This window comes from Lentzea sp. NEAU-D7 (assembly GCF_026242055.1).
GTDB lineage: Bacteria > Actinomycetota > Actinomycetes > Mycobacteriales > Pseudonocardiaceae > Lentzea.
In genome coordinates this window covers 195,919-216,823 of the sequence record NZ_JAPJDL010000002.1, presented here as the reverse complement: position 1 = coordinate 216,823, position 20,905 = coordinate 195,919, and the positions used below count along the sequence as shown (strand labels likewise).

Here is a 20,905-nt window from a genome sequence, read left to right as displayed (position 1 = left end):
TCATGTGCGGTATCGCAGGCATCAGGCGGTTCGACGGCGCGCCCGTCTCGCGCGAGGTCCTCGCCGAGATGGCGAAACGGCTGCACCACCGCGGCCCGGACGACAGCGGGTTCTGGTCGGACGGCTCGATCGGCTTCGCGCACACCCGGCTGTCGATCATCGACCTGGCCGGGTCGCCGCAGCCGATGGCGGGGGCGTCCGGCACGACGACCATCGCCTTCAACGGCGAGATCCTGAACTACCGGCAGCTGCGCACGGCGCTGCCCTACCCGTTCCGCACGAACGGCGACACCGAGGTCCTGCTCGCGCTGTACGAGCAGCACGGGCCGTCCGCGGTCACCAAGCTGCGCGGCCAGTTCGCGTACGCGATCCACGACGCCCACACCGGCGAAACGCACCTGTTCCGCGACCGGCTCGGCATCCTGCCGCTCTACTACTACGCGGACTCGGCGATGTTCGCGTTCGCGTCGGAGATCAAGGCGCTGCTGCCCGCGATCGGCGCGGCCGAGGTCGACCACGAGTCGCTGCACGACTACCTCGCGCACCGTTCGGTGCCCGCGCCGCACACGCTGGTCCGGGGCGTCCGGAAGGTGCCGCAGGGCCACCACCTGGTCGTGACGGCCCAGGGTCAGGTGCGGACCGAGCCGTACTGGGAGCTGCCGCGCGAGTCGGAGATCCGTTCCGTCACGCCGGAGGAGGCCGTGCGGCTCGTGGACGAGGCGCTCACGGCGTCCGTGCGCGACGCACTGGTCGCGGACGTGCCCGTCGGCGCCTACCTGTCCGGCGGCGTCGACTCGTCGCTCATCACGGCCCTCGTCGCGCGGGAACGGGGTGACGCCGAGCTGCACACGTTCTCCGCGGGCTTCGGCGACCCGCGCGTGGACGAGATCCACCACGCCGAGAAGGTCGCCGGGCTCGTCGGCAGCCGCCACCACAACGTCATCGTCACGGCCGACGACTTCCGCGACAGCTGGGCGAAGCTCTCCTGGCACCGCGACGCGCCGCTGTCCGAACCCGCCGACGTGGCCGTGTTCCGGCTGGCCGAGCTCGCCCGCCGGGACGTGAAGGTCGTGCTGTCGGGTGAGGGCAGCGACGAGCTGTTCGGCGGCTACCCGAAGTACCGCTTCGCGCAGGCCACCCGCCTCGCCGGCATCGCGCCCTCGTTCGCACTGCGCCGCCTGGAGAAGGCACTGCCCGCCTCGAAGGCACGGCTGGGCATCGCCCTGCGCGCCATCGCCGAACCGTCGTACGCCGAACGGATGCGCGGCTGGTTCGCCCCGTTCACCGTGTCCGAACGGGCGGAGCTGCTCGGCGGACCGGCGACCAGGTCGGTGCTGGCGCCGTACGAGAACGGGCGCGGGGACGCGTTGCGGCGCATGCTCTACGCCGACTCGCACACCTGGCTCGCCGACAACCTCCTCGAACGCGGCGACCGCATGTCGATGGCCGCCTCGCTGGAGCTCCGCCCGCCGTTCCTCGACCACCGCGTGGCGGAGCTGGCGTTCTCGCTGCCCAGCAACGTGAAGGTGCGCGGCGGCACGACGAAGTGGGTCGTGAAGGAGGTGGCGCGCCAGCACCTGCCGGCCGACATCGTCGACCGGCCGAAGTCCGGCTTCAAGGTGCCGCTCGACGCCTGGTTCCGCGACGGCCTGCGGGACATGGCCTACGACCTGCTGACCGGGCCCACGTCGTTCGTGGGCAAGACCTTCGACCGGGCGGCAGTGCGCTCGTTGCTCGACGACCACGACTCGGGTGACCGCAACGAGCAGCCGCGCATCTGGACGCTGCTGTCTCTAGAGGTGTGGCACCAAACGCTCAGCTGGTAGGACGGTCCATGAACAGGGATTTCGTTGCCGGGGCGGGTGGGTGACCCGTGTATGTCGCCTCCTCCCGCCCGTCCAAGACCGACTTCCGCAAGCGGTTGCCGGGCACGGTCTTCGCGCTCGGCACGGTCAGCCTGCTGACCGACATCTCCGCGGAGATGATCACCGCGTTCCTGCCGGTGTACCTGCTCTTCACGCTGAACCTGGGCTACGCGCAGTTCGGCCTGCTGGACGGCATCTACACAGGTGCCACGGCGGTGCTGCGCCTGGTCGGCGGCACCGTCTCCGACAAGTTCCGCAAGCCCAAGGCCGTCGCCGCGGCCGGCTACGGGCTGTCGGCCGCGACCAAGGTGTTCTTCCCGCTGGTCGGCGCCTCGCCGTTCGGCATCGGCGCGCTGATGGCGGCCGACCGCGCGGGCAAGGGCATCCGGACGGCGCCGCGGGACGCGATGATCTCCCTGGCCACGCCCGAGGACCGGCTCGGAGCCGCGTTCGGCGTGCACCGGAGCATGGACACGTTCGGCGCGCTGCTGGGCCCGCTCATCACGTTCCTGCTGCTCGTCCAGATCGGGACAGTGCCGGGGCCGATCTTCGCGGTGTCGGCGGCGTTCGCGGTCATCGGGCTGATCGTGCTCATCGCGTTCGTGCGGGACACGCCTGCAGACAAGAAGCCGAAGGGGCCGCGGCCGTCGTTCCGGGCCGGGCTGAACCTGCTCACCGACAGGCACTTCCGCCGGACGACCATCTCCGCCGGGATGCTGGGCCTCGCAACGGTGTCGGACGCGTTCGTCTACGTGCTGGTGCAGAAGGCCACGAACATCCCGCTCGGCTGGCTGCCGCTGCTGCCGCTCGGCACCGCGGTCGTCTTCCTCGCCGCCGCCGCGCCGCTCGGGAAGCTGTCGGACCGGGTCGGGCGCTGGCGGATGTTCCTCGCCGGCCACGCGCTGCTGCTCGGCGTGTACGCGCTGCTGTTCATCCCCGAGGGCGGGACGGGGGTCGCGATCGCGGCGCTGCTGCTGCACGGGCTGTTCTACGCGGCGACCGACGGCGTGCTGTCGGCCAAGGTGAGCGAGACGGCACCGGAGTCGCTGCGGGCGTCGGGGCTCTCGGTGGTGCAGACCGGGCAGGCGTTGGGCCGTCTGGTCTCGTCCGTCGCCTTTGGACTGCTACTGCAGTTCTCGAGCTTCGGGACGAGCGTCACGGTGGCGCTCGCAGCACTCACCGTGACGCTTATCCTCGCTTACGGGATCAACCGCGAGCAGCCAGCTTCTGCTTGATCTTCTCGAAGCCACCCTTGCCGAGGACCTTCATGGCCGCGTTCTTCGCGGCCACCCGCCCCGAGTCGCGCATGAAGCGGATCGGTTGATCGACCAGGCGGTCCTGCGCGACGGCCAGCGAGCCCGGCTCGGGCACGTCGTCCAGCGAGTTCCCGAACGCCGCCTTGTAGGGCTCGGGCGAGACGAGCCGGCCGCGTGTGCGGTTCGACACGTTGCCGCCGTGCACGACCTGCAGCCAGCCCGGTGCCCCGCCCAGCTCCACCACGGGGAAGTGCAGGTGCATGTGGTTGTGCCAGTGCGCCCAGCACGTCACCGGCGAGTCCCAGCTCTCCCGGACCGAGACGAACGCGTTGTGCCGGTCCACCCGGTGGTACAGCCCGCCCGGCGACTTGATCAGGCCGTTGACCAGGTAGTACGCCGCCGTGGTCGTGGGACGGGGAGCCGCGCAGAGGCGTTCCACGAAGTCGACCGCCAGGCCGTCGTCGTTGTCCAGGTTCGTCGTGATGAGCTCGGAACCGGTCTGGGAGAAAAGCGACCGGATGTCCGACCTCAGTTCTTCCCGCGACACTTCCGGACGGTATACGGGCGTGTACGCGTCACCGTGTGAGGCGATTTTGTCCTTGAGCCATTGCGGTGATTCGGGGTCGAAATAGATGAGCCAACGCGTCCGTTTGTCCGTTTGGGCCACGACCGATGGCAGGCAGTAGCGCTCGAACAGCGCAACGCGTTCGGTCAGCCATCCTTCCTTTGCCCGGACGTAACTTTCGGCGCCCTTCGAAGGCAGGTTGAAGCGCGTCAGGATGACGTGGTCGGCCATGACTCCCCTTACTCCGGTCACGGCGTACATCGCCTGATGGGACCAAAACGTTGCGGCGCTAACGAATGCCGGGCGGTACCGATACTCAGGTTGTGCCAACGCTTCCCACAGTGGACGTCGTGATCCCCTGTTACAACTACGCCCACTTCCTGCCGGCCTGCGTCCGCAGCGTCCTCGACCAGCCCGGTGTGGACGTGCGGGTGCTTGTGATCGACGACACGTCCTCGGACAACACACCCGAGGTGATGGCCGAACTGATGGCCGCCGACAAGCGCGTCGAGGGCTACCGGCACGAGGTGAACAAAGGGCACATCGCCACCTACAACGAGGGCCTGCTGGACTGGGCGACCGCCGACTACACGGTGCTGCTGTCCGCGGACGACCTGCTGGCGCCGGGAGCGTTGCAACGCGCGGCCGAGGTCTTCGAGCAGAACCCCGAAGTGGGCATGGTCTACGGCCGCGTCGTGTACTACAGCGACCACAACGCGTTGCCGAGGGTCACTCAGCTTCCGACCACGTCGAAGGTCTGGCGCGGCGAGGAGTGGATCGAGAACCGCTTCCGCAGCAGCCGCAACGTGATCTCCTCACCGGAGGTCGTGGTGCGCACCAAGGTCCAGCAGAAGGTCGGCGGCTACCGCTCCGACCTGCCGCACGCCGGCGACCTGGAGATGTGGCTGCGCATCGCCGCGGTGTCCGACATCGGCTACGTCAGCGGCAAGCCCGGCGCGTATTACCGGGTGCACGAGAACTCGATGATGCGCACGACGTTCAAGTCGGTGTTCGCCGACCTCGAGCAGCGCCGTGACGTGTTCGACCTCGTGCTGGAGCAGAACCCCGGCCTGCCCGCGCGGCTCGGGACGCTGGCGCACAGGGCGATCGCGGCCGACGCGCTGTGGCGGGCGGTCCGGCTGCACGACCGCGACCAGCTCGACGGCACCGAGAAGGAGCTGCTCGACTTCGCCCGCGAGACCTACCCGGACCTCGAAGAGCTACCGGAGCATCGCGCTCTGTTGCGACGCCAGAAGTTCAGCCCGTCTTTCCTCAACCGGACGCAACTCTTCCTCGCTCCACACGCCTACAAGAGGGCGAAGTTGTTCGTGGGAACTCAGCGGTGGAAGTGGCGGGGCGAGTGGTGACGACGCAGGAGGACACGGGTCAGCTGGAGGGCAAGGTCTCCTCCGCGATCCGGTGGAGCGCGATCAACTCGCTGCTGCAACGCCTCTCCGCGGTCGGCATCAGCATCCTGCTGGCCCGCCTGATCGCACCCGAGCAGTTCGGTGTGTTCGCGGTCGCCCTGGTCGTGCTCAACATCGTGCTGAGCGTCTCCGAGCTCGGCGTCAGCGCCGCGCTGGTCCGCCACAACGGCTCGATCGACGAGATGGCGCCGACCGTCACGACGCTGTCGCTCGCGTCCGGCACGCTGCTGGCGTTGATCTGCGCGGTCGGCGCGCCCTGGTTCTCCAATGCCATGGACGCGCCCGAGGCCACCGGCGTCATCCAGCTCATGTCGATCGCCCTGATCATCGCGGGCGCGACCGCCGTGCCGGGCGCCATGATGCAGCGGAACTTCCGGCAGGACCACAAGTTCTACGCCGACACCGCCGCCTTCGTGTGCGGCACGGCCGTCGCGGTCGTGCTGGCGTTCATGGGTTTCGGCGCGTGGAGCCTCGCGTGGCAGCGGATCGCGCAGAACCTCTCCGCCGCGGTCATCATGTTCTGGCTCACCAAGGACAGGTTCCGGCCGGGCTGGAATCCCGCCCAGGCGAGGGAGCTGCTCGCGTTCGGGCTGCCGCTCGCGGGGTCGAGCCTGCTGATCTTCGGTGTGATGAACGTCGACTACATCGTCGTCGGCGCGATGCTCGGCACCGTCCCGCTGGGTTTCTACCTGCTGGCGTTCAACCTCGCGAGCTGGCCGGTGGCGGCGTTCAGCGCCCCGGTGAGGAGCGTGTCGCTGGCCGCGTTCTCCAAGGTGCGCGAGGATCCCGAGCTGTTCCAGAAGTCGTTCGGACGTGCGCTCGGACTCCTGGCGCTCGTCACGGTCCCCGCGTGCGTGCTCCTGGCCGCCCTGGCCGAGCCGCTCATCCGCGTCGTCTACGGCGAGCGCTGGGCTCCCGCGGCGGCCGCGCTGGCGTTGCTGGTGCTGCTCGGCGCGGTCCGGGTCGCCCTCGAACTGGGCTACGACTTCCTCGCCTCGGCGGGCCGGTCGCGAGCGATCCTCGTGATCCACCTGGTCTGGCTGGGCGCGCTGGTGCCGCTGCTGGCGCTGGGCGCGCACCTCGACGGGATCCGGGGCGTCGCGGCGGCGCACGTGGTCGTCGCGGTGCTGGTCATCACGCCCGCGTACCTGATCACCTTCAAGCCCTACGGCATCCGCGCCGGGGCACTCGGCACGCGCCTGCTCCGGCCGTTCCTCGGCGGTGTGCTGATGGTCGCCGTCGTGCTCGCGGTCCGGAACGCGGTCGACAGCCAGGTGCTGCAGATCCTCGCCGGCGGCACGCTGTCCTGCCTCGCCTACGCGCTCGTGGTGTTCCCGATGCGACACGAAATCCTTGCGGTGCTGAAGAAGAGGGCGAGCGCGTGAGACGACTGAGGCAGGTCACGAAGATCGTCCGCGAGCAGGGCGCCAAGCAGCTCGGCGTCCGGCTGCTGACCGCCGCGACCCGCAGGCTCGGCGCCGAGGGCGAGGAACTGCCCGTGCGGCTCGACGACGTCCGCAGGGCCGACGTCGAGACCCGCAGGCCCGTGGTGATCCCGCCGATCCCCCAGGACGGCAAGCTCGTCGTCAACTGGGTCACCACTCCCCCGTCGAAGGGATCCGGCGGCCACACCACGATGTTCCGGCTCATCCGGCACCTCGAGTCGCTCGGGCACGAGTGCAGGCTCTACCTGTACGACACGTTCGGCAACGCGGTCACCGACCTCGAACCCGGCATCCGCGCGGCATTCCCGTTCTTCAAGGGCTCGATCCACGACGTGACGGACGGGATGGCGGACGCCCACGCGGTGTTCGCGACCGCCTGGATCACCGCGTACCCGGCGTTCAACGACCCGTGCGCGGGAAAGAGGTTCTACCTCGTGCAGGACTACGAACCGTGGTTCTACCCGTCCGGAGGCCTCTACGCGCTGGCGGAGAACACCTACCGGATGGGCATGCACGGCTTCACCGCCGGCCGGTTCCTCGCCGACAAGGTCCGCGACGAGCACGGCATGCCGGCCGACCACTTCGACTTCGGCTGCGACGCCGACAGGTACCGGCTCGGCGACGAGAAGCGCGACGGCATCGTCTTCTACGCGCGGCGCAAGGCACCGCGGCGCGCGTTCGAGCTGGGTGTGCTCGCGCTCGAGGTCTTCGCCGAGGAGCACCCCGACGTCAAGATCCACGTCTACGGCGAGAAGATCGGCGACCTCGGCCCGCAGTTCCTCGACCACGGCCTGGTCACGCCGGACGACCTGAACGCCATCTACAACCGCTGCTTCGCCGGGTTGTCGCTGTCGATGACCAACGTGTCGCTCGTGCCGCACGAGATGCTCGCGGCCGGATGCATCCCCGTGGTGAACGATGCGCACTTCAACCGCGTAGTCCTGGACAACGACCACGTCCGGTACGCGACGCCCACCCCGCACTCACTGGCGCGTGCACTGTCCGAAGTGGTCACAACGCCGGACTTCGACGCGGTCGCCCGTGCGGCCGCGTCCAGTGTGGAGGGACGTTCTTGGGATGCGGCAGGACATGAGCTGGAAAAGGTGCTCCGCCGCGAACTCGCCGCATGAGCCGCGCGAGCGTTCCTCACATCACGGGGGACGGCGAGGTGGCGTCCGGGATCAGCACCCGCGCGGGCTGCGCGCCGTCGGCGGGCACCACGTGAACGGCCGGGAGCTTGGCGTCCTTGGGCACCGCGGCGAACGCGAGCTCGCCGGTGGTGAGCCAGGTCGCCTGGTCGTCGACGCCCGCCGTGCCGGGCAGCCGCGTCTCCGTTCCGGTCGCGAGGTCCAGCACCGCGAGGTCCCACGGCCCGAGGCGGCCGATGCGCTTCTTGTACGCGACCTTCGTGCCGTCCGGCGAGAGCGACGGGCATTCCGCGTCGCGTCGCAACGTCGTCACGGACTTGGTCACCAGGTCGCCCTTGACCAGCCAGGTGAAACCGCCGCTGGCGAGCGTCGCGTAGAAGGTCCTGTCGTCGGAGGCGACGGTCAGGCCCCAGTAGTTGACGTCACTGGCCGTGTGCGCGGCACCCTCCACAGTGGCGGCGAAGTGTTCGAGCGACTCGACCGTCTCGCCCGTGCGCAGGTCGTGGAAACCGGTGCGGGTGGAGAAGCCGCCGGGCACCGAGTACGAGTCGCCGGTGACGAAACTCGTCCAGGACACCACGTTCCCGGACTGCGAGACCTTCGCGCGGCTCGGGATGCCGGGCAGCGGAATGGTCCTGACCGGCTTGCCGCCGCGGCTCACCTCGGCCGAGTAGGTCGGGCCGGGACCGGACAGCTTCAGGCACACGCTCGTGCCACCGGCGACGTAGAACCGCTGGCAGACCTGCTCCGTCGGGGTGCGGGAGCCGCCACCGGCGAGCTTCTCGACCCGGTGCTGACCACCCGCGAGATCGACGAAGAGAAGATCGCCGGTCTTGGCCTGGGACACCTGTTCGGCGCCCGCCGGCCGGTTCGCGTCGGTGGCCGCCGTGACGACGTAAGCCGTTGTCCCACCGATGACCACGAGAATGGCCGCGATGGTCACGGTCAGTCGTCCTGCACGCATGCTGCCTCCTGGTTTCCTCTCCTTCATCGCTCGTCAGCTACGGCCTGTAACAGTTGGCAGCTCACCCCGATTTTCAAAGCAGGCGATACCCTACGAACATTGCGTTCGCAAGACCGAGCCGCGGATCGGGGATTTTGATGGACTTCTGGGGAACCGTACGAGTGCTGCGGCGGCGGTGGTACATCGCCCTTCCCGCAGTGCTGCTCACCGGTGTCCTCGCGCTCTCCGTCTACATCACCGTCCCCACGCGGTACGAGTCGAGCGGCGTGCTGGTCCTCACCTCCCCCGCGGCCGGCGGCCGGTACTCGGAGAAGACCAAGCCCGAGGACGTCGTCAGGGTCAACCCGCTGTTGCAGTTCGACGGCAGCCTCACCACCACCGCGCAGATCCTCACCCAGATCCTCGGCGACCCGAAGACGGCGGAGGAGCTGGCGGGTGAGAACTCCACGGCCGTCTACACCGCCAACACCGGTCCCGTCGGCGGCCCGCTGCTGTTCATCACGACCGAGGCCGACTCGGCCGAGGCGGCCGAAGGCCTCGTCGGCAAGGTGCTCGAGAAGACCGTGGCGGAGCTCGCGGCGCAGCAGAAGGCGTTGAGCGCGCCCGAGCAGACGTTCATCACCGCGCAGGTCCTGGTGAAGCCGACGACGGCCTCGGCCAAGATCGGCGGCAAGGTCCGGTACGTCGGCGCGGCGACCGTCGTGTTGCTGCTGCTGACCCTCGCCTCCACGTTCGCCGCCGACTCGATCATGCTGAAGGCCAAGCGCCGCAAGGACGGCAAGGACAAGGACGCGAAGGACCCGGCACCGTCCGAGAAGGACACCACGCCGGCCCCCGTTCCCCCGGTCCGGCCGAACCCGCCGGCCAACGGCAACGGGGGCGTGCCGCAGCGGCCCGCGCCCCCCGGTGTGCCGAACGCGCATCAGAAGACCGTCATCATCGCCGCCCCCAAGCCCCCGAACCCGGCATGGCCGACGAAAGACGACTGACCGCCCAGCGAGCCGACGGCGCCACTCTGCTCATCTTCTACATGGTGGCGCTGCTCGTCGTCCCGGCCAGGTTCACGATCGCGTTCGTCCCGATCACGCTGCCCCCGGCGTTGTTCGTGGCGATGTGCCTCGCGGTGGTGTGGTTCGCCGCCCACCTCGTCGACCACCTGGGCATGGCCAAGGGCCGCAACGCCGTCCGCACGATCCTCGCGATCTACGTGATCCTGCACCTGACGACGTACGCCCTCGCGACGCGGCGCTACCTGCCGATCGACGAGCTGTCGGTGTCGGACTCGGCGCTCATCCGGATCGTGTCGATGGCGGCGCTCGCGGTCTTCGTGTGCGACGCCGTGCGCAGCGGCGAGAGGCTGAGCCGCGCGCTGCGGGTGATGGTGGGCTGCCTGACGGTCAGCGCGTTCGTCGGCCTGTTCCAGTTCGGCCTGGGCCTCGACCTAGCGTCCTACATCACGCTGCCGGGCCTGCGCGTGCAGGACAACGGCTACTCGGCGCTGGAGTCGCGGTCGATCTTCTTCCGCCCGGCCGGCACCGTGAACCACCCGATCGAGTTCGGTCTGGTGTGCGTGCTGGGCGTGCCGTTCGCCGCGCACTTCGTGTTCCAGGCGAAGGACCGCGGCGAGCCCGTGGGCCGCTGGTGGACCGCCCTGTCGCTGCTCGCGCTGATGGCGATCCTGTCGCTGTCCCGCACGGCGATCATCGGCCTGGTGGTGACGGGCATCGTGATGGCGATCCTGCTGCCCCGCGAACGGGGCCTGCCGCTGCTCGGCGTCGGCGCGGTGTTCCTGGGCGGCGCGTCCATCGTCGTGCCGGGCCTGTTCGGCACCGTGACCTCGATGTTCTCCAACATCGAGGACGACCCGTCGTTCCAGGGCCGCACGAAGGACTACGACGGCGCCTGGCTGGAGATCGCCAAACACCCGTGGCTGGGCAGGGGCTTCGGCACCTTCCTGCCCTCGAAGTACACGATCCTCGACAACCAGTACCTGCTGACGATGATCGAGAACGGCTACCTGGGGCTGATCGCCTTCGTGCTGCTGTTCCTCGGCGCCATATTCGCGGCGCTGCGGGCCCGCGCGCTGTCCCGCGACGAGGGCGTGCGCGGCATCGCGATGTGCCTGGTGGCCGCGATGCTGACGTCCGCGCTGGGCGCCGCCACGTTCGACGAGCTCGCGTTCAGCGTCGCGACCGGCATGACGTTCATGCTGATCGGCGTGTCCGGCGCGTTGCTGCGCATAGCCAGACAGGAGGCCGCCGCACGCAGGGCGGCCGAGGTCAGTCCAGCCAGTTGAGCAGGCTCTGCCAGGCAGGGGCGGAGAACGCGAGGACGTCACCGCTCGCGTTCTTCGAGTCCCGCACCAACGCGTCCTGGGCCAGGGAAACCTCGACGCAGTTGCTGTCAGTCGTGGCGCCGCTGTAGGAGCTCTTACGCCAGGTCCGTTCGCCAGTCATGAGGGTCCTCTCGCAGTCCGCTGACGTACGTCGCCAGCATGCTCCGAGATTGTTCCTCATCCAGCGCTACGGCATCCAACCTCTCGAAGAGCTTCCTGCTCGCCGTGATGGCCGAGGTCTCCTGCGCGAACACCTTGGCCAGATCGGTCTCCGTGTAAGCCAGAGGCGACGCCTTGCCGAACTCGAACAACGTGAGCGGTGTCTTCAGCGCGAGGATGACGGCGTTCGCCGGCACGATTCGCACGATGTGCGCGTTGAAGAGAAGGCGCAGGTACTGGTCTTCCATGACCTTCGCGTCGCCGACCCGCATCCGCAGCGCGAGTTCGTGCACGTAGAAGACGCAATCAGGGCGGTAGGGCCGCCGCCAGATGCTTTGCCGGTCCATGCGGGCCGCGACGCCCTTCTCAATGGCTTCCAGTGACTCGCAGTCGGCAGCCGTGAACAGTGCACGCGTGTAGGCCTCCGTCTGCAAAAGCCCTGGGATCGACAAAATCTCGTACGCGAAGATCTTCGTTGCCATGTTCTCGACCATGGTGAGCGTGCGCAGGTTCTCCGGCACCTGGGCGAAGTACAGGTCGAACGCGTGCCTGTACCGGCTGGTGAAGTCCAGCAGGTAGTCGAGATCCTTACCGCACGTCGCGAAGTACTGGGCGAGGTCGACCTCGGTGGCGCGGGCCTTGCCGGTCTCGATGTTCGAGACCTTGCTCGGGTCCCACCCCAGTTGGGCGGCCATCGCACGGCCTCCGAAGCTGGTGCAGTTCTCGCGCAGTCTGCGCAGTTCGTCGCCCAGATCCCGGCTGTACGCGGTGGAGATGATCGCAGTCATGCTCTTGGACCGTAAGCGTTGAAGTAGCTCCATAGAACGGCTCGTTCGGGTGAAAACGGACCAGCTTTAAATCGGTGTCCCGCCACCGCGGCTCGGTGGTAGACAGCGGCGTGCACACGACTCTGCCGTTCCCCGACCTGCTGCGACTGATCGAGGAGCGGACCGCCGCCTTCTGCGCGGCCATCGCCGCCGCTCCCGACCTCGACGCACCGGTGCCGTCCTGCCCGGGCTGGACGCTGTACGACCTCGTCCAGCACCTGGGCGACGGCCGCCGCAAGTGGGCGGAAATCGTCGCCGCGGGCCCGGCCGACGCTCCCCCGGCCCGCACCCCGGCCGTGGCACCGCGCGAGGACCTGGTGGCGTGGATGACCGAGTCGTCGCGGCTGCTGGTGGAAGCGCTGGAGGAGTCCGGCCCGGATCGCGGCTGCTGGGCGTGGTGGAGCGACTTCCAGTCGCCGAGGACCACCGGTACCGCCGCCCGGCACCAGCTCCAGGAGATCGCGGTCCACACCTACGACGCGCAACTCACCACCGGCGCCCCGCAGCCGCTGCCGGCCGAGGTGGCGCTCGACGGCGTGGAGGAGTTCCAGACGACCTGCGTCGCGACGACGTCACCGTGGCCGCACGAGCCCACGATCGTCGACTACCACGCCACCGAGGGCCGCTCCTGGCGCGTGACGCTCGACGCGGAGGGCGCCCGAGTCGGTGACGTCCCGGGCACCGCCGACGCGTCGTTCACGGGCACGGCGAGCGACCTCGTGCTGTCCTTCTACGGCCGCAAGACCGCGGAGGACCTGAAGGGCGAGGGCGACCACCTGCGCGTCTTCGACCGGCTCGTGGCCTGGGAACCCGCGTGACCGGCTCAGCCGGTTCCGTACTCCAGGCCCACGGTGAAGAGCATGTCCTCGAAGTCGTCGGAGTAGTAGGTGGCCATGCCCGCGCCGTCGTGGTGCCCGACGGTTTCGAGCCCGCCCACGGGCAGGGGACGCCACCAGTACACCCGTGAGCTGAGCTGGTAGGCGCTGGTCGCGTGGCACTCGGCGGCGAGCCGCCCGACCTCGTCCAGCGCCGCCAGCACGCCCGCGGTGTCGCGGTCCCGGATGACGTGGAAGATGAACTGGTCGCGGGCGGGCATCGCGACCAGTGCGCCGTGCGGCGCGTCGGCCACCCCGGTCACGGCCTCGATCACCCACGGGACGATCAGCACCAGGGAGCCGACGTAGTCCGAGCCTTGCAGGTAGTAGACGCCGTCGGCCTCGAAGTACCCGTCCGGCAGCTCCCCCGCCAGGTTCTCCGCGCCGGCGTCGTAGAGCTGGTCGTAACCGTGCCGGAGCACGTGCTCGTCCTTCATGACCACGATGGAGTCGGGCCGGTCGAAGGCGAACACCTGGAGCAGGCCGGGCGTGATCTCGGCGGCGTAGGACGCGACCTCCGACACCCCGCTGTCCGAGGTGGCCAGGCGCAGGTAGGTGCGCTGGAGCACGGCGTCGGCCGGGCCGTCGAGGTCGGAACCGTCCGCCGTCCCGAGAGCGATGGCCCGCCGGAAGTGCTCGTCGACCAGATCCGCCCACTGATCACCCGGAACGCCGGCCAGGGCCGCCGACAGCGACTCGAAGCCGAGTTCGAGCTGCTCCGGATGACTGACCTCGACGTGGTCCTCGTGGACGACGATCCGCATGCCGATGAACGCCGGGCTGCGGCGGGCAAGGTGCCGCAACCGGTCCTGTTGCGCGGTGGTGAGCAAATGCACCGCCGGGACGTTACAAGTCCCGCGGCCACGCGTCCGGGTTTTGCGCGAAAGGCCGCCGAAGCCCTCGCTCCGGCGGCCCTGAACGCTTGCTCAGACGGCTTTCAGGCCGTCCGCGGTCTCTTCGTGCCGGATGCCGCACTCGGGGCACGACAGGTCCTCTGAGAGCCGCACCCCGCACGCGCAGACCCAGCCCTTCACCACGGCCGGATTGCCCGCCACGAAAGCGTGCGCGGGCACCGACTTCGTGACGACCGCACCGGCCGCGGCGAACGCGTGCTCGCCGATCTCGGTGCCGCACACCACGATCGCACCGGCGCCCAGTGTGGCCCCGCGGCGCACCAGAGTGGTCTCCAGCGCGTCGCCGGTCTTCTTGACGTGGGCGCGCGGGCGCAGGTCGTTGGTGAAGAGCACGTTCGGGCCGAGGAAGACGTCGTCCTCGCACGTGACTCCGTCGAAGACCAACGTCCCGTTCTTGACCGTCACGTTGTTGCCCAGCACCGCGCGCGACTCGACGAACGCGCCGTCGCAGATGTTGCAGTCACGGCCAATGCGCGCGCCCGGCAGCACGTGCGCGAACGCCCACACGCGCGTGCCGTCGCCGACGTCGTCCGACTCGCACAGGCCGTGCGGGTGCACGCGAACGCCGGTCATCAGAGCGCCGCCTTCAGCGCCTCGACCACACGGGCCTGCTGCGCCTCGGTGATCTCGGGGAACAGCGGCAGCGACAGGATCTCCGCGGCCGAGGTCTCGGCGATCGGGAACGAGCCGTCGAGGTGCGCGAACGCACCCGTCTTGTGCAGGGGCGTCGGGTAGTGGATGCCGGCGCCGATCCCCGCGGCGTGCAGGGCGGAGAGCACGCGGTCGCGCTCGGCCACGCGCACGACGTAGAGGTGCCAGACGGGCAGGTTGCCGTCCAGGACCACCGGAGTGCGCACGCCGGGAACGTCAGCGAGCATCTCGGTGTAGCGCTGGGCGGCGGCGCGGCGGGCCTGGTTCCAGCCCTCCAGGCGGCGCAGCTTGGCGGACAGCACCACGGCCTGCAGCGTGTCGAGGCGGCTGTTGAAGCCGAGCACCGGGTGCTCGTACTTGCGCGGCGAACCGTGCTCGCGCAGCAGCTTCACCGACTCGGCGATCGCGTCCGACGTCGTCAGCACCGCGCCGCCGTCACCGTACGCGCCGAGGTTCTTGCCGGGGTAGAACGAGGTCGCGGCGGCGACGCCGAGGCCGCCGACGGCGACGCCGTTGCGGCGCGCGCCCTGGGCCTGGGCGGCGTCCTCGATGACCGGCAGGCCCAGCGGCAGCAGCTCGACCGGGGCGGCCTGGCCGTAGAGGTGCACGGGCACCACGGCCTTGGTGCGCGAGGTGACCACAGAGGACACCTGGGAGGTGTCGATCAGCAGCGTGTCGTCCACGCAGTCCACGAGCACGGGCGTCGCGCCGCAGCGGGCGACGGCCTCGGCCGTGGCGATGAAGGTGTTGGCGGGCAGCACGACCTCGTCACCGTGGCCGACGCCCAGCGCGCGCAACGCCAGCTCGATGGCGTCGGTGCCGTTGCCGACACCGATGGCGTGCGGAACTTCCTGGTAGGCAGCGAATTCCGACTCGAACCGGGCGACCTGGGGGCCGTTGATGAAGGCCGTCGTCTTGAGCACCTCGGCCCAGCCGTCCGCCACCTCGTCGGCCACCTGCTCGTGCTGGGCACGCAGGTCCACCAGTGGAATCTCGATCACGCGCTCTCCCCACGCAACGGGCGGGCCGGCACGCCGGCCCACGTCTCTCCTGCGGGAACGTCCCGCAGGACAACGGCTCCCATGCCGATGACGGCACCGGCGCCGATCTTCACGCCCTCGCGCACCATGGCTCCCTGTCCCAGGTACGCGGCCTCCCCGACGTGCACCGACCCCGCGAGCGAGGCGCGGCCGGCGAACGTGACGCCGTCCGAGACCTCGTCGTCGTGGGTGATCAGCACCTGGGGCATGGCCACCACGTGCCGCCCGATCTCCAGCGGGGTCGTGATGACGACACCCGCGAGCAGAATCGACCCGGCGCCGACAGAAGCACCGGAGGTCACGGCCGCCGGGTGCACGATGGTCGCCCATCGCTCGTCCGGCAGGTCGAGCTTCCTGGCCACGCCCAGCCGGACCAGCGACCGCCGCGCACTCGCGATGCAGAGCACGACGGCCGCGTCCGGATGATCGGCCAGCAGGTCGAGCCCGCCCAGCACGGGCACCCCGTCGATCAGGGTGCCGTGCAGGGCGGTGGAGTCGTCGAGCGCCCCGAGGGGGTTCCACGTCTCCGGGAGGAGGCGGACCGCCGCGAGAGTCTCGCGAGCGAGTCCACCTGCCCCGATGAACAGCAGTGGCCTTGCGGTCACAGGTGCATCACTGGAACACCACGTCCACCCAGTAGTTGCCACCGTTGTAGGTCGTGGTCGGGAAGCCCGACCCGGCCGTGAACACACCGGCGGACGGTGCGGCACCCAGCGGCGGTGAGGTCACCGAGCCGAAGTAGCCGGCGTTCACCGCGTAGTGACCCGTGGTGGTCGTGTACGACGCCGTGTACGTGGTGCCGGCGGTGATCGCCACCGGCTGCGTGAACGTCAGCGTCTGCCAGCCGGACTCGGTCTCGTTCGAGAACGTGCCGGTGGCCAGGCGCTGGCCGTCCGCGGACCACAGCGATCCGGTGTGGGTGCCGGTGTTGCCCGCGCCCTTGTAGAACTTCACGCCGGTGATCTGCCCGTTCGTGCTCGACGTGAACTTGACGCCCAGCTCGTACGCGCCGTTGTCGTCAGCCGAGGTCACCGTCGGAACGGTGGCCGCGCTGAACAGCGAGCACGGGCAGGTCTGCGTCGTCGCCGACGTGAACGACCACGTGACCGGGTTGGCCATCATGTTGCCGAACGTGTCCGCGGCCTTGACGCTCACCGAGTACGTGGTGGACGCCGCGAACCGCGCCGCGGGGGTGAACGTGATCATCCTGCTGTCCGGCGAGAGCGCCCGCGTGCCGGCGATCTTCGCGCCACCGGGGTCGGTGACGTCGAACTGCGCCGAGTTGAGGTCCACGGGCTCGTCGAACGACACGGTGACCGTCGAGTTCAGGGCCACCTCGGACGCACCGCTCAGCGGCGTGTGCGACTGCGCCACCGGAGCGACGTTGTCCGCGTTGGGCTGGTAGACCACGTCGACCCAGTAGTTGCCGGAGCCGTACGTCATGGTCGGGAACCCGCTGCCCGGAGTGAACACGCCGTTCGTCTCCTGCGGCGCCGTCAGCGGACCGGAGTTGACCGGCCCCGTCCCGAAGTACCCGGCGTTCACCGCGTAGTGCCCGGTGGTCGTCGTGTACGAGGCGGTGTAGGTCTGGCCGGAGCTGACGATCACCGGCTGCGAGAACGTGAGCGTCTGCCAGCCCGTCGCGGTCTCACCCGTGAAGGTGCCCGTGGCGAGGCGCTGACCGCTCGCGTTCCAGAGGCTGCCGGTGTGCGTGCCGGTGTTGCCGGAACCCTTGTAGAAGCGGACACCGGTGATCTGGCCCGACTGGGTCGGGGTGATCCGGACGCCCAGCTCGTACGCGCCCGAGTCGTCGGCCGACGTCTCGTCCGGCACCGTCGCCGTGCTGAAGAGCGAGCACGGGCAGGTCGCGGTCGTCGTGGTCGTGAAGGTCCACTCCGCGGGGGCCGTCATCGCGATGCCGTTGACGTCCGCGATGCCCACGCGCGCCTGGTACTGCGTGCCGGGCACGAGCTTGCCGGACGGCGTCCAGGTGACCGTCTTCTGGTCGCCGGACAGCGACACCGAGCCGGACAGCTTGCCGCCCTTCGGGTCCTTCAGCCAGATCTGCGCCGACGCGGGGTCGACCGGCTCGCTGAAGGTGGCCGTCAGCGCGGTCTGGAGGCCCACGTTCGTCGCGTTCACGGCCGGCGTGCGGTTCGTGATCGTCGGCGGCGTGGTGTCACCGTTGAGACCGTTGCGGTAGATGACGTCGACCCAGTAGTTCGTGGCGTTGTACGACGAGTTCGGGAACCCGCTGCCGTACTTGTAGACGCCGTTGCCACCGTCCGCGCCGTTCTGCAACGCGTGCAGCGACTGGTAGCTCGCCTCCTGGCCGTTGAAGTAGCCGGAGGTGACCGAATACCGGCCGTTCGGGGCGTTGTACGAGACGACGTAGGTCGTGTTCGCCTGCACCTGGACCGGTGAGTTGAACATCAGCTTCTGCCAGCCGGACGTGGTCTCACCGGTGAACGTGCCGGTCGCGAGCAGCAGACCCGTGGAGGTCCACAGCGAGCCGGTGTGCGTGCCGGTGTTGCCGGTGCCCTTGTAGAAGCGGACGCCCAGCACCTCGCCCTTGCCGTCGAAGCGGACCTTCGTGCCGACCTCGACCTGGCTCGTGTCACCGGCGTCGATCACCGCGGGTGCCGCGAAGTCGTCCCAGACCGTGCACGGGCAGGTCGCCGGGCGCGGCGAGCCTGTCGTGAACGTCCAGTTCGCCTGCGAGGACAGGTTCCCCGCCGCGTCCGCCGCCCTCATCGTGACGGTGTAGGCCGTGGCCGCCGCCAGAGGTGCCGACGGCGTGAACGTGATCGTGCGGGCGTCGTTCGAGATCGACTTGGTGCCCGTGACCGCGCCGGACGGGCCGGTCACCGTGACCTGGGCCGAGGCCAGCGTGACGTTCTCGTCGAACGTGCCGGACACCGTGATGTTCAGCGCGACGGATCCGGCGTTGGACACCGGGGACATCGCGCTCTGGATCGGCGCGCGGGTGTCGGGACCGGGGTCCGTCGCCCACACCACGTCGACCCAGTAGTTGGTGTGGTCGAACGTCTGGTTCGGGAAGCCGGCGCCGAAGCGGAAGACGCCGTTCGGTCCGTCCACACCGGACTTGAGGCCGGTGATGGGTTCCATGTAGGCCTGTTGCTGGTAGAACCCGCCGGTGTCGTAGGCGAAGTGCCCTGTCGGCGTGTAGTACGACACGATGTAGGTCGTGTTGCCGTTCACCGCGACCGGCTGCGGGAAGAGCAGCGTCTGCCAGCCCGTCGGGCTCTCGTTCGTGAACGTGCCGGTGGCGAGCAGATCACCGTTGGAGCTCCACAGGCTGCCGGTGTGCGTGCCGGTGTTGCCGGTGCCCTTGTAGAACTTCACGCCGCGGACGTAGCCGTTGCTCGCGGCCCGCCACTTGACGCCGAGCTCCAGCTGCGAGTTGTCGTTGGCCGAGGCGACCTTCGGGACCTCCGTGCCGGAGAACATGCCGCAGGGGCAGGTCTTCGAGGTCACGTTCGGCGTGGCGGACACGGGCGCGGACAGGTTCAGCGAGTCGTCGACCGCGCGGACCCTGAGCTGTGCCGTGCCGGACTGCGACGGCGTGTAGGTGTAGCTCCACGACGTCTGCCCGGCCTGCCAGTTGGCGTAGTGCCAGCGCGTGCCGCCGTCGGTCGAGACCTCGACGCCCGCGACCTTGCCGGCGGCGTCGATCGCGGTGCCGCTGAAGGTGTAGGGCTGGCCGACCGTCGACTGCGCCGGCAGGGTCGTGATCTGCACGCCGGGCGCCGCGTTGTCGTTGATCGCGCCGGAGATGACGAGCTGGTCGGCACCCCACAGCTGGTAGGGCTGGACGCCCATGTCGGCGAGGAAGTTGACCGTCGCCTGCTTGATCCGCTTGTCCGACGTCGGCGTGTTGGTCGGGAACGCGTGCTCGTCGTCGACGCCCCACGCCCACTGGACCGTGCCGGCACCGAACACGAGGGCGCCGGAAGGCGCGCGGTAGTACGTGATCGCGTGCGTTTCGGTGCTGGAGCCGTACTCGTCGCCGTAGTTCTTCAGGGCGTAGTAGCCGTCGAGGTTCACCGTGGTGCGTGACATCTGCGCGACGCCGGCGGGCTGGAAGCCGTTGTCGTACACGGTGTTCCACTCGTAGCCCAGCGTGCCGGGCTGGAACGTGTACGTGGTGCCCGCGGCGAGGTTCACCAGGTCGGTGTTGCGCCAGAGCCGCATCTTGCCGTACGCGGCCGGGACCTGCAGGGAGTCGTCACGCCGGCCGTTGACCGTGAACATGTTGCCGAGCAACGCGTTCTCGGGTCTGCCGCCGTCCTGCGGCGGGCTGTAGCGCGGATCTCGCCACGTGCCGGTCCAGGTGTTCTCGCCGTCGTTCTGGGCCCCCTTCGTCTCCTTGTAGCAGACGATGGTGCGCCAGTCGGTCTGGGAGGAGTCGATGCTCTTCTCCCACTTGGTCTTCCAGAAGATCTCGTTGCCGGTCAGGAACGCCATGTGCACACCCGCGTCACGGGCGGCCATCACGTTGTTCCACTGCTCGTTCGACCAGTACTCGTCGTGGCCGACCGCCATGAAGACCTTGTGGTTCTTGATCAGGTTGCCGCGGCGGGCGGAGTCCACGTCGGTCGTGTAGCTCATGTCGTACCCGTTGCGCTCCAGGAACCTCAGCATCGGGTACTCGGCGTTGAAGATGAAGTTCTCGTCGCCGTCGCCGCCGGTGTAGGGGCGGTTGTAGCTGACCTTGTACGAGCTGCCGCCCTGGCCGGGGCCGTCACCGAAGTAGAGGCTGTTGCCGCCGTAGCGGTTGTAGGCGACCCAGGTGGCGTCGGAGGTCTGGAAGAAGATCTTCGAGGTCGAGCTGTCGTCGCGGACGACGAACGCCATCTCGTTCTCGGCGCCGGTGTCGTTGCGCGTCATGCGCACGTAGTAGATGCCCGAGACCGCGGTGGACGGGATGTTCCAGGTGACCGACACCGCCCAGTTGCCGCAGTCGACGAGCGCGGACGGCGTGTCCCGCAGACACGGTGGCTGGTTCTGCGGTGTGTTGCGGTTGACCGTGCCCATGTACCGGGCGCCCTTGCCGCCGTACCAGCCCATCCGGTAGATGTCGAGCTTGTACGAGGAGGCCGACGTCAGCATCTTGAAGCTGACGGTCTGGCCGATGTTGTAGCTGATGTCCGTCGTGTACCCGAGGATCGTGTCGTCCCGGTACTGGGCCTGCCAGTTGTCCGCACCGGTCTGCGTGTTCTCACACGCGACCTTGTTGGTGACGGGGAAGTCGCACGGAGCGGCGTTGGCCTTCGGAGGGTTGAAGACGCCGAGCACGAACATCGTCGATGCGATTAATGCCGTGATCACAAGCACCCGCACGAGACGCGACTGCTGAGCCACCATTGGGTTTCACCTCTCGGACGGAGTTACCGTGTGTGAGCCGCGCACT

General features: G+C 69.1%; 17 protein-coding genes. 8 read left to right on the top strand and 9 right to left on the bottom strand.

The features are described 5' to 3' along the window. Positions 1–2 precede the first annotated feature (2 nt). A complete protein-coding gene (asnB, locus tag ORI60_RS04375; RefSeq protein WP_266034496.1) occupies positions 3–1,826 on the top strand; it encodes an asparagine synthase (glutamine-hydrolyzing) in 1,824 nt (607 codons plus the stop codon). A 47-nt stretch (positions 1,827–1,873) separates the two neighbouring features. Then, positions 1,874–3,100: an MFS transporter gene (locus ORI60_RS04370; protein WP_266034493.1), complete on the top strand. Its 1,227-nt coding sequence runs from the start codon at positions 1,874–1,876 to the stop codon at positions 3,098–3,100. On the opposite strand, the gene ORI60_RS04365 is transcribed toward ORI60_RS04370, so the two are convergent. Next, the gene (locus tag ORI60_RS04365) at positions 3,072–3,917 is read right to left on the bottom strand and encodes a glycosyltransferase (RefSeq protein WP_266035435.1); all 846 of its coding nucleotides are present in this window, start codon (positions 3,915–3,917) and stop codon (positions 3,072–3,074) included. The genes ORI60_RS04370 and ORI60_RS04365 overlap by 29 nt on opposite strands. Positions 3,918–4,027: 110 nt before the next feature. On the opposite strand from ORI60_RS04365, the gene ORI60_RS04360 reads away from it, so the two are divergent. The 3 genes from ORI60_RS04360 to ORI60_RS04350 are packed head-to-tail and all read left to right on the top strand — an operon-like array spanning position 4,028 to position 7,688. Further along, positions 4,028–5,053 (top strand): glycosyltransferase, encoded by a 1,026-nt coding sequence (locus ORI60_RS04360; RefSeq protein WP_266034490.1) that lies wholly within the window; start codon positions 4,028–4,030, stop codon positions 5,051–5,053. Then, positions 5,050–6,498: a lipopolysaccharide biosynthesis protein gene (locus ORI60_RS04355; protein ID WP_266034488.1), complete on the top strand. Its 1,449-nt coding sequence runs from the start codon at positions 5,050–5,052 to the stop codon at positions 6,496–6,498. Before ORI60_RS04360 ends, ORI60_RS04355 begins: the two co-directional genes overlap by 4 nt. Further along, positions 6,495–7,688: a glycosyltransferase family 1 protein gene (locus ORI60_RS04350; RefSeq protein ID WP_266034486.1), complete on the top strand. Its 1,194-nt coding sequence runs from the start codon at positions 6,495–6,497 to the stop codon at positions 7,686–7,688. The genes ORI60_RS04355 and ORI60_RS04350 overlap by 4 nt, the downstream gene beginning before the upstream one ends. Positions 7,689–7,704: 16 nt before the next feature. Here ORI60_RS04350 and ORI60_RS04345 read toward each other — a convergent pair whose 3' ends face one another. Beyond that, on the bottom strand, positions 7,705–8,670 hold the full coding sequence (locus tag ORI60_RS04345) for a TolB family protein (protein ID WP_266034484.1): 966 nt from the start codon (positions 8,668–8,670) through the stop codon (positions 7,705–7,707). Positions 8,671–8,807: 137 nt separating this feature from the next. Between ORI60_RS04345 and ORI60_RS04340 the strand changes: the two genes are divergently transcribed. After that, positions 8,808–9,659, top strand: a complete 852-nt coding sequence (locus ORI60_RS04340) for a hypothetical protein (RefSeq protein ID WP_266034481.1) — start codon at positions 8,808–8,810, stop codon at positions 9,657–9,659. After that, positions 9,638–10,966: an O-antigen ligase family protein gene (locus ORI60_RS04335; protein ID WP_266034478.1), complete on the top strand. Its 1,329-nt coding sequence runs from the start codon at positions 9,638–9,640 to the stop codon at positions 10,964–10,966. The genes ORI60_RS04340 and ORI60_RS04335 overlap by 22 nt, the downstream gene beginning before the upstream one ends. Here ORI60_RS04335 and ORI60_RS04330 read toward each other — a convergent pair. Together ORI60_RS04330 and ORI60_RS04325 are read right to left on the bottom strand one after the other, a co-directional pair. After that, positions 10,950–11,126 carry a DUF397 domain-containing protein gene (locus ORI60_RS04330; RefSeq protein ID WP_266034475.1) on the bottom strand — a complete coding sequence of 59 codons (177 nt, stop codon included), beginning with the start codon at positions 11,124–11,126 and terminating at the stop codon, positions 10,950–10,952. The two genes, ORI60_RS04335 and ORI60_RS04330, sit on opposite strands and share 17 nt — an antisense overlap. Beyond that, positions 11,101–11,952 carry a helix-turn-helix domain-containing protein gene (locus ORI60_RS04325; protein ID WP_266034472.1) on the bottom strand — a complete coding sequence of 284 codons (852 nt, stop codon included), beginning with the start codon at positions 11,950–11,952 and terminating at the stop codon, positions 11,101–11,103. Before ORI60_RS04325 ends, ORI60_RS04330 begins: the two co-directional genes overlap by 26 nt. Before the next feature lie 74 nt (positions 11,953–12,026). Between ORI60_RS04325 and ORI60_RS04320 the strand changes: the two genes are divergently transcribed. Next, positions 12,027–12,809 (top strand): maleylpyruvate isomerase family mycothiol-dependent enzyme, encoded by a 783-nt coding sequence (locus ORI60_RS04320; RefSeq protein WP_266034471.1) that lies wholly within the window; start codon positions 12,027–12,029, stop codon positions 12,807–12,809. Positions 12,810–12,814: 5 nt separating this feature from the next. On the opposite strand, the gene ORI60_RS04315 is transcribed toward ORI60_RS04320, so the two are convergent. The 5 genes from ORI60_RS04315 to ORI60_RS04295 all read right to left on the bottom strand — a co-directional run bounded on the left by ORI60_RS04315 (position 12,815) and on the right by ORI60_RS04295 (position 20,859). Then, the gene (locus tag ORI60_RS04315) at positions 12,815–13,702 is read right to left on the bottom strand and encodes a hypothetical protein (protein ID WP_266034469.1); all 888 of its coding nucleotides are present in this window, start codon (positions 13,700–13,702) and stop codon (positions 12,815–12,817) included. A 90-nt stretch (positions 13,703–13,792) separates the two neighbouring features. Next, positions 13,793–14,353, bottom strand: a complete 561-nt coding sequence (locus ORI60_RS04310; protein ID WP_266034466.1) for an acyltransferase — start codon at positions 14,351–14,353, stop codon at positions 13,793–13,795. Continuing rightward, a complete protein-coding gene (locus tag ORI60_RS04305) occupies positions 14,353–15,432 on the bottom strand; it encodes a DegT/DnrJ/EryC1/StrS family aminotransferase (RefSeq protein WP_266034463.1) in 1,080 nt (359 codons plus the stop codon). Before ORI60_RS04305 ends, ORI60_RS04310 begins: the two co-directional genes overlap by 1 nt. Beyond that, a complete protein-coding gene (locus tag ORI60_RS04300) occupies positions 15,429–16,076 on the bottom strand; it encodes an acetyltransferase (RefSeq protein WP_266034460.1) in 648 nt (215 codons plus the stop codon). The genes ORI60_RS04305 and ORI60_RS04300 overlap by 4 nt, the downstream gene beginning before the upstream one ends. A gap of 7 nt (positions 16,077–16,083) precedes the next feature. Continuing rightward, positions 16,084–20,859: a DUF4082 domain-containing protein gene (locus ORI60_RS04295; protein ID WP_266034458.1), complete on the bottom strand. Its 4,776-nt coding sequence runs from the start codon at positions 20,857–20,859 to the stop codon at positions 16,084–16,086. Between the last annotated feature and the right edge of the window lie 46 nt (positions 20,860–20,905).

Bases quoted from the DNA above. Each gene is read 5' to 3' on its own strand.
- asnB (WP_266034496.1), top strand. From the start codon at position 3: ATGTGCGGTATCGCAGGCATCAGGCGGTTCGACGGCGCGCCCGTCTCG.
- ORI60_RS04365 (WP_266035435.1), bottom strand. From the start codon at position 3,917: ATGGCCGACCACGTCATCCTGACGCGCTTCAACCTGCCTTCGAAGGGC.
- ORI60_RS04345 (WP_266034484.1), bottom strand. From the start codon at position 8,670: ATGCGTGCAGGACGACTGACCGTGACCATCGCGGCCATTCTCGTGGTC.
- ORI60_RS04340 (WP_266034481.1), top strand. From the start codon at position 8,808: ATGGACTTCTGGGGAACCGTACGAGTGCTGCGGCGGCGGTGGTACATC.
- ORI60_RS04335 (WP_266034478.1), top strand. From the start codon at position 9,638: ATGGCCGACGAAAGACGACTGACCGCCCAGCGAGCCGACGGCGCCACT.
- ORI60_RS04330 (WP_266034475.1), bottom strand. From the start codon at position 11,126: ATGACTGGCGAACGGACCTGGCGTAAGAGCTCCTACAGCGGCGCCACG.
- ORI60_RS04325 (WP_266034472.1), bottom strand. From the start codon at position 11,952: ATGACTGCGATCATCTCCACCGCGTACAGCCGGGATCTGGGCGACGAA.
- ORI60_RS04310 (WP_266034466.1), bottom strand. From the start codon at position 14,353: ATGACCGGCGTTCGCGTGCACCCGCACGGCCTGTGCGAGTCGGACGAC.
- ORI60_RS04295 (WP_266034458.1), bottom strand. From the start codon at position 20,859: ATGGTGGCTCAGCAGTCGCGTCTCGTGCGGGTGCTTGTGATCACGGCA.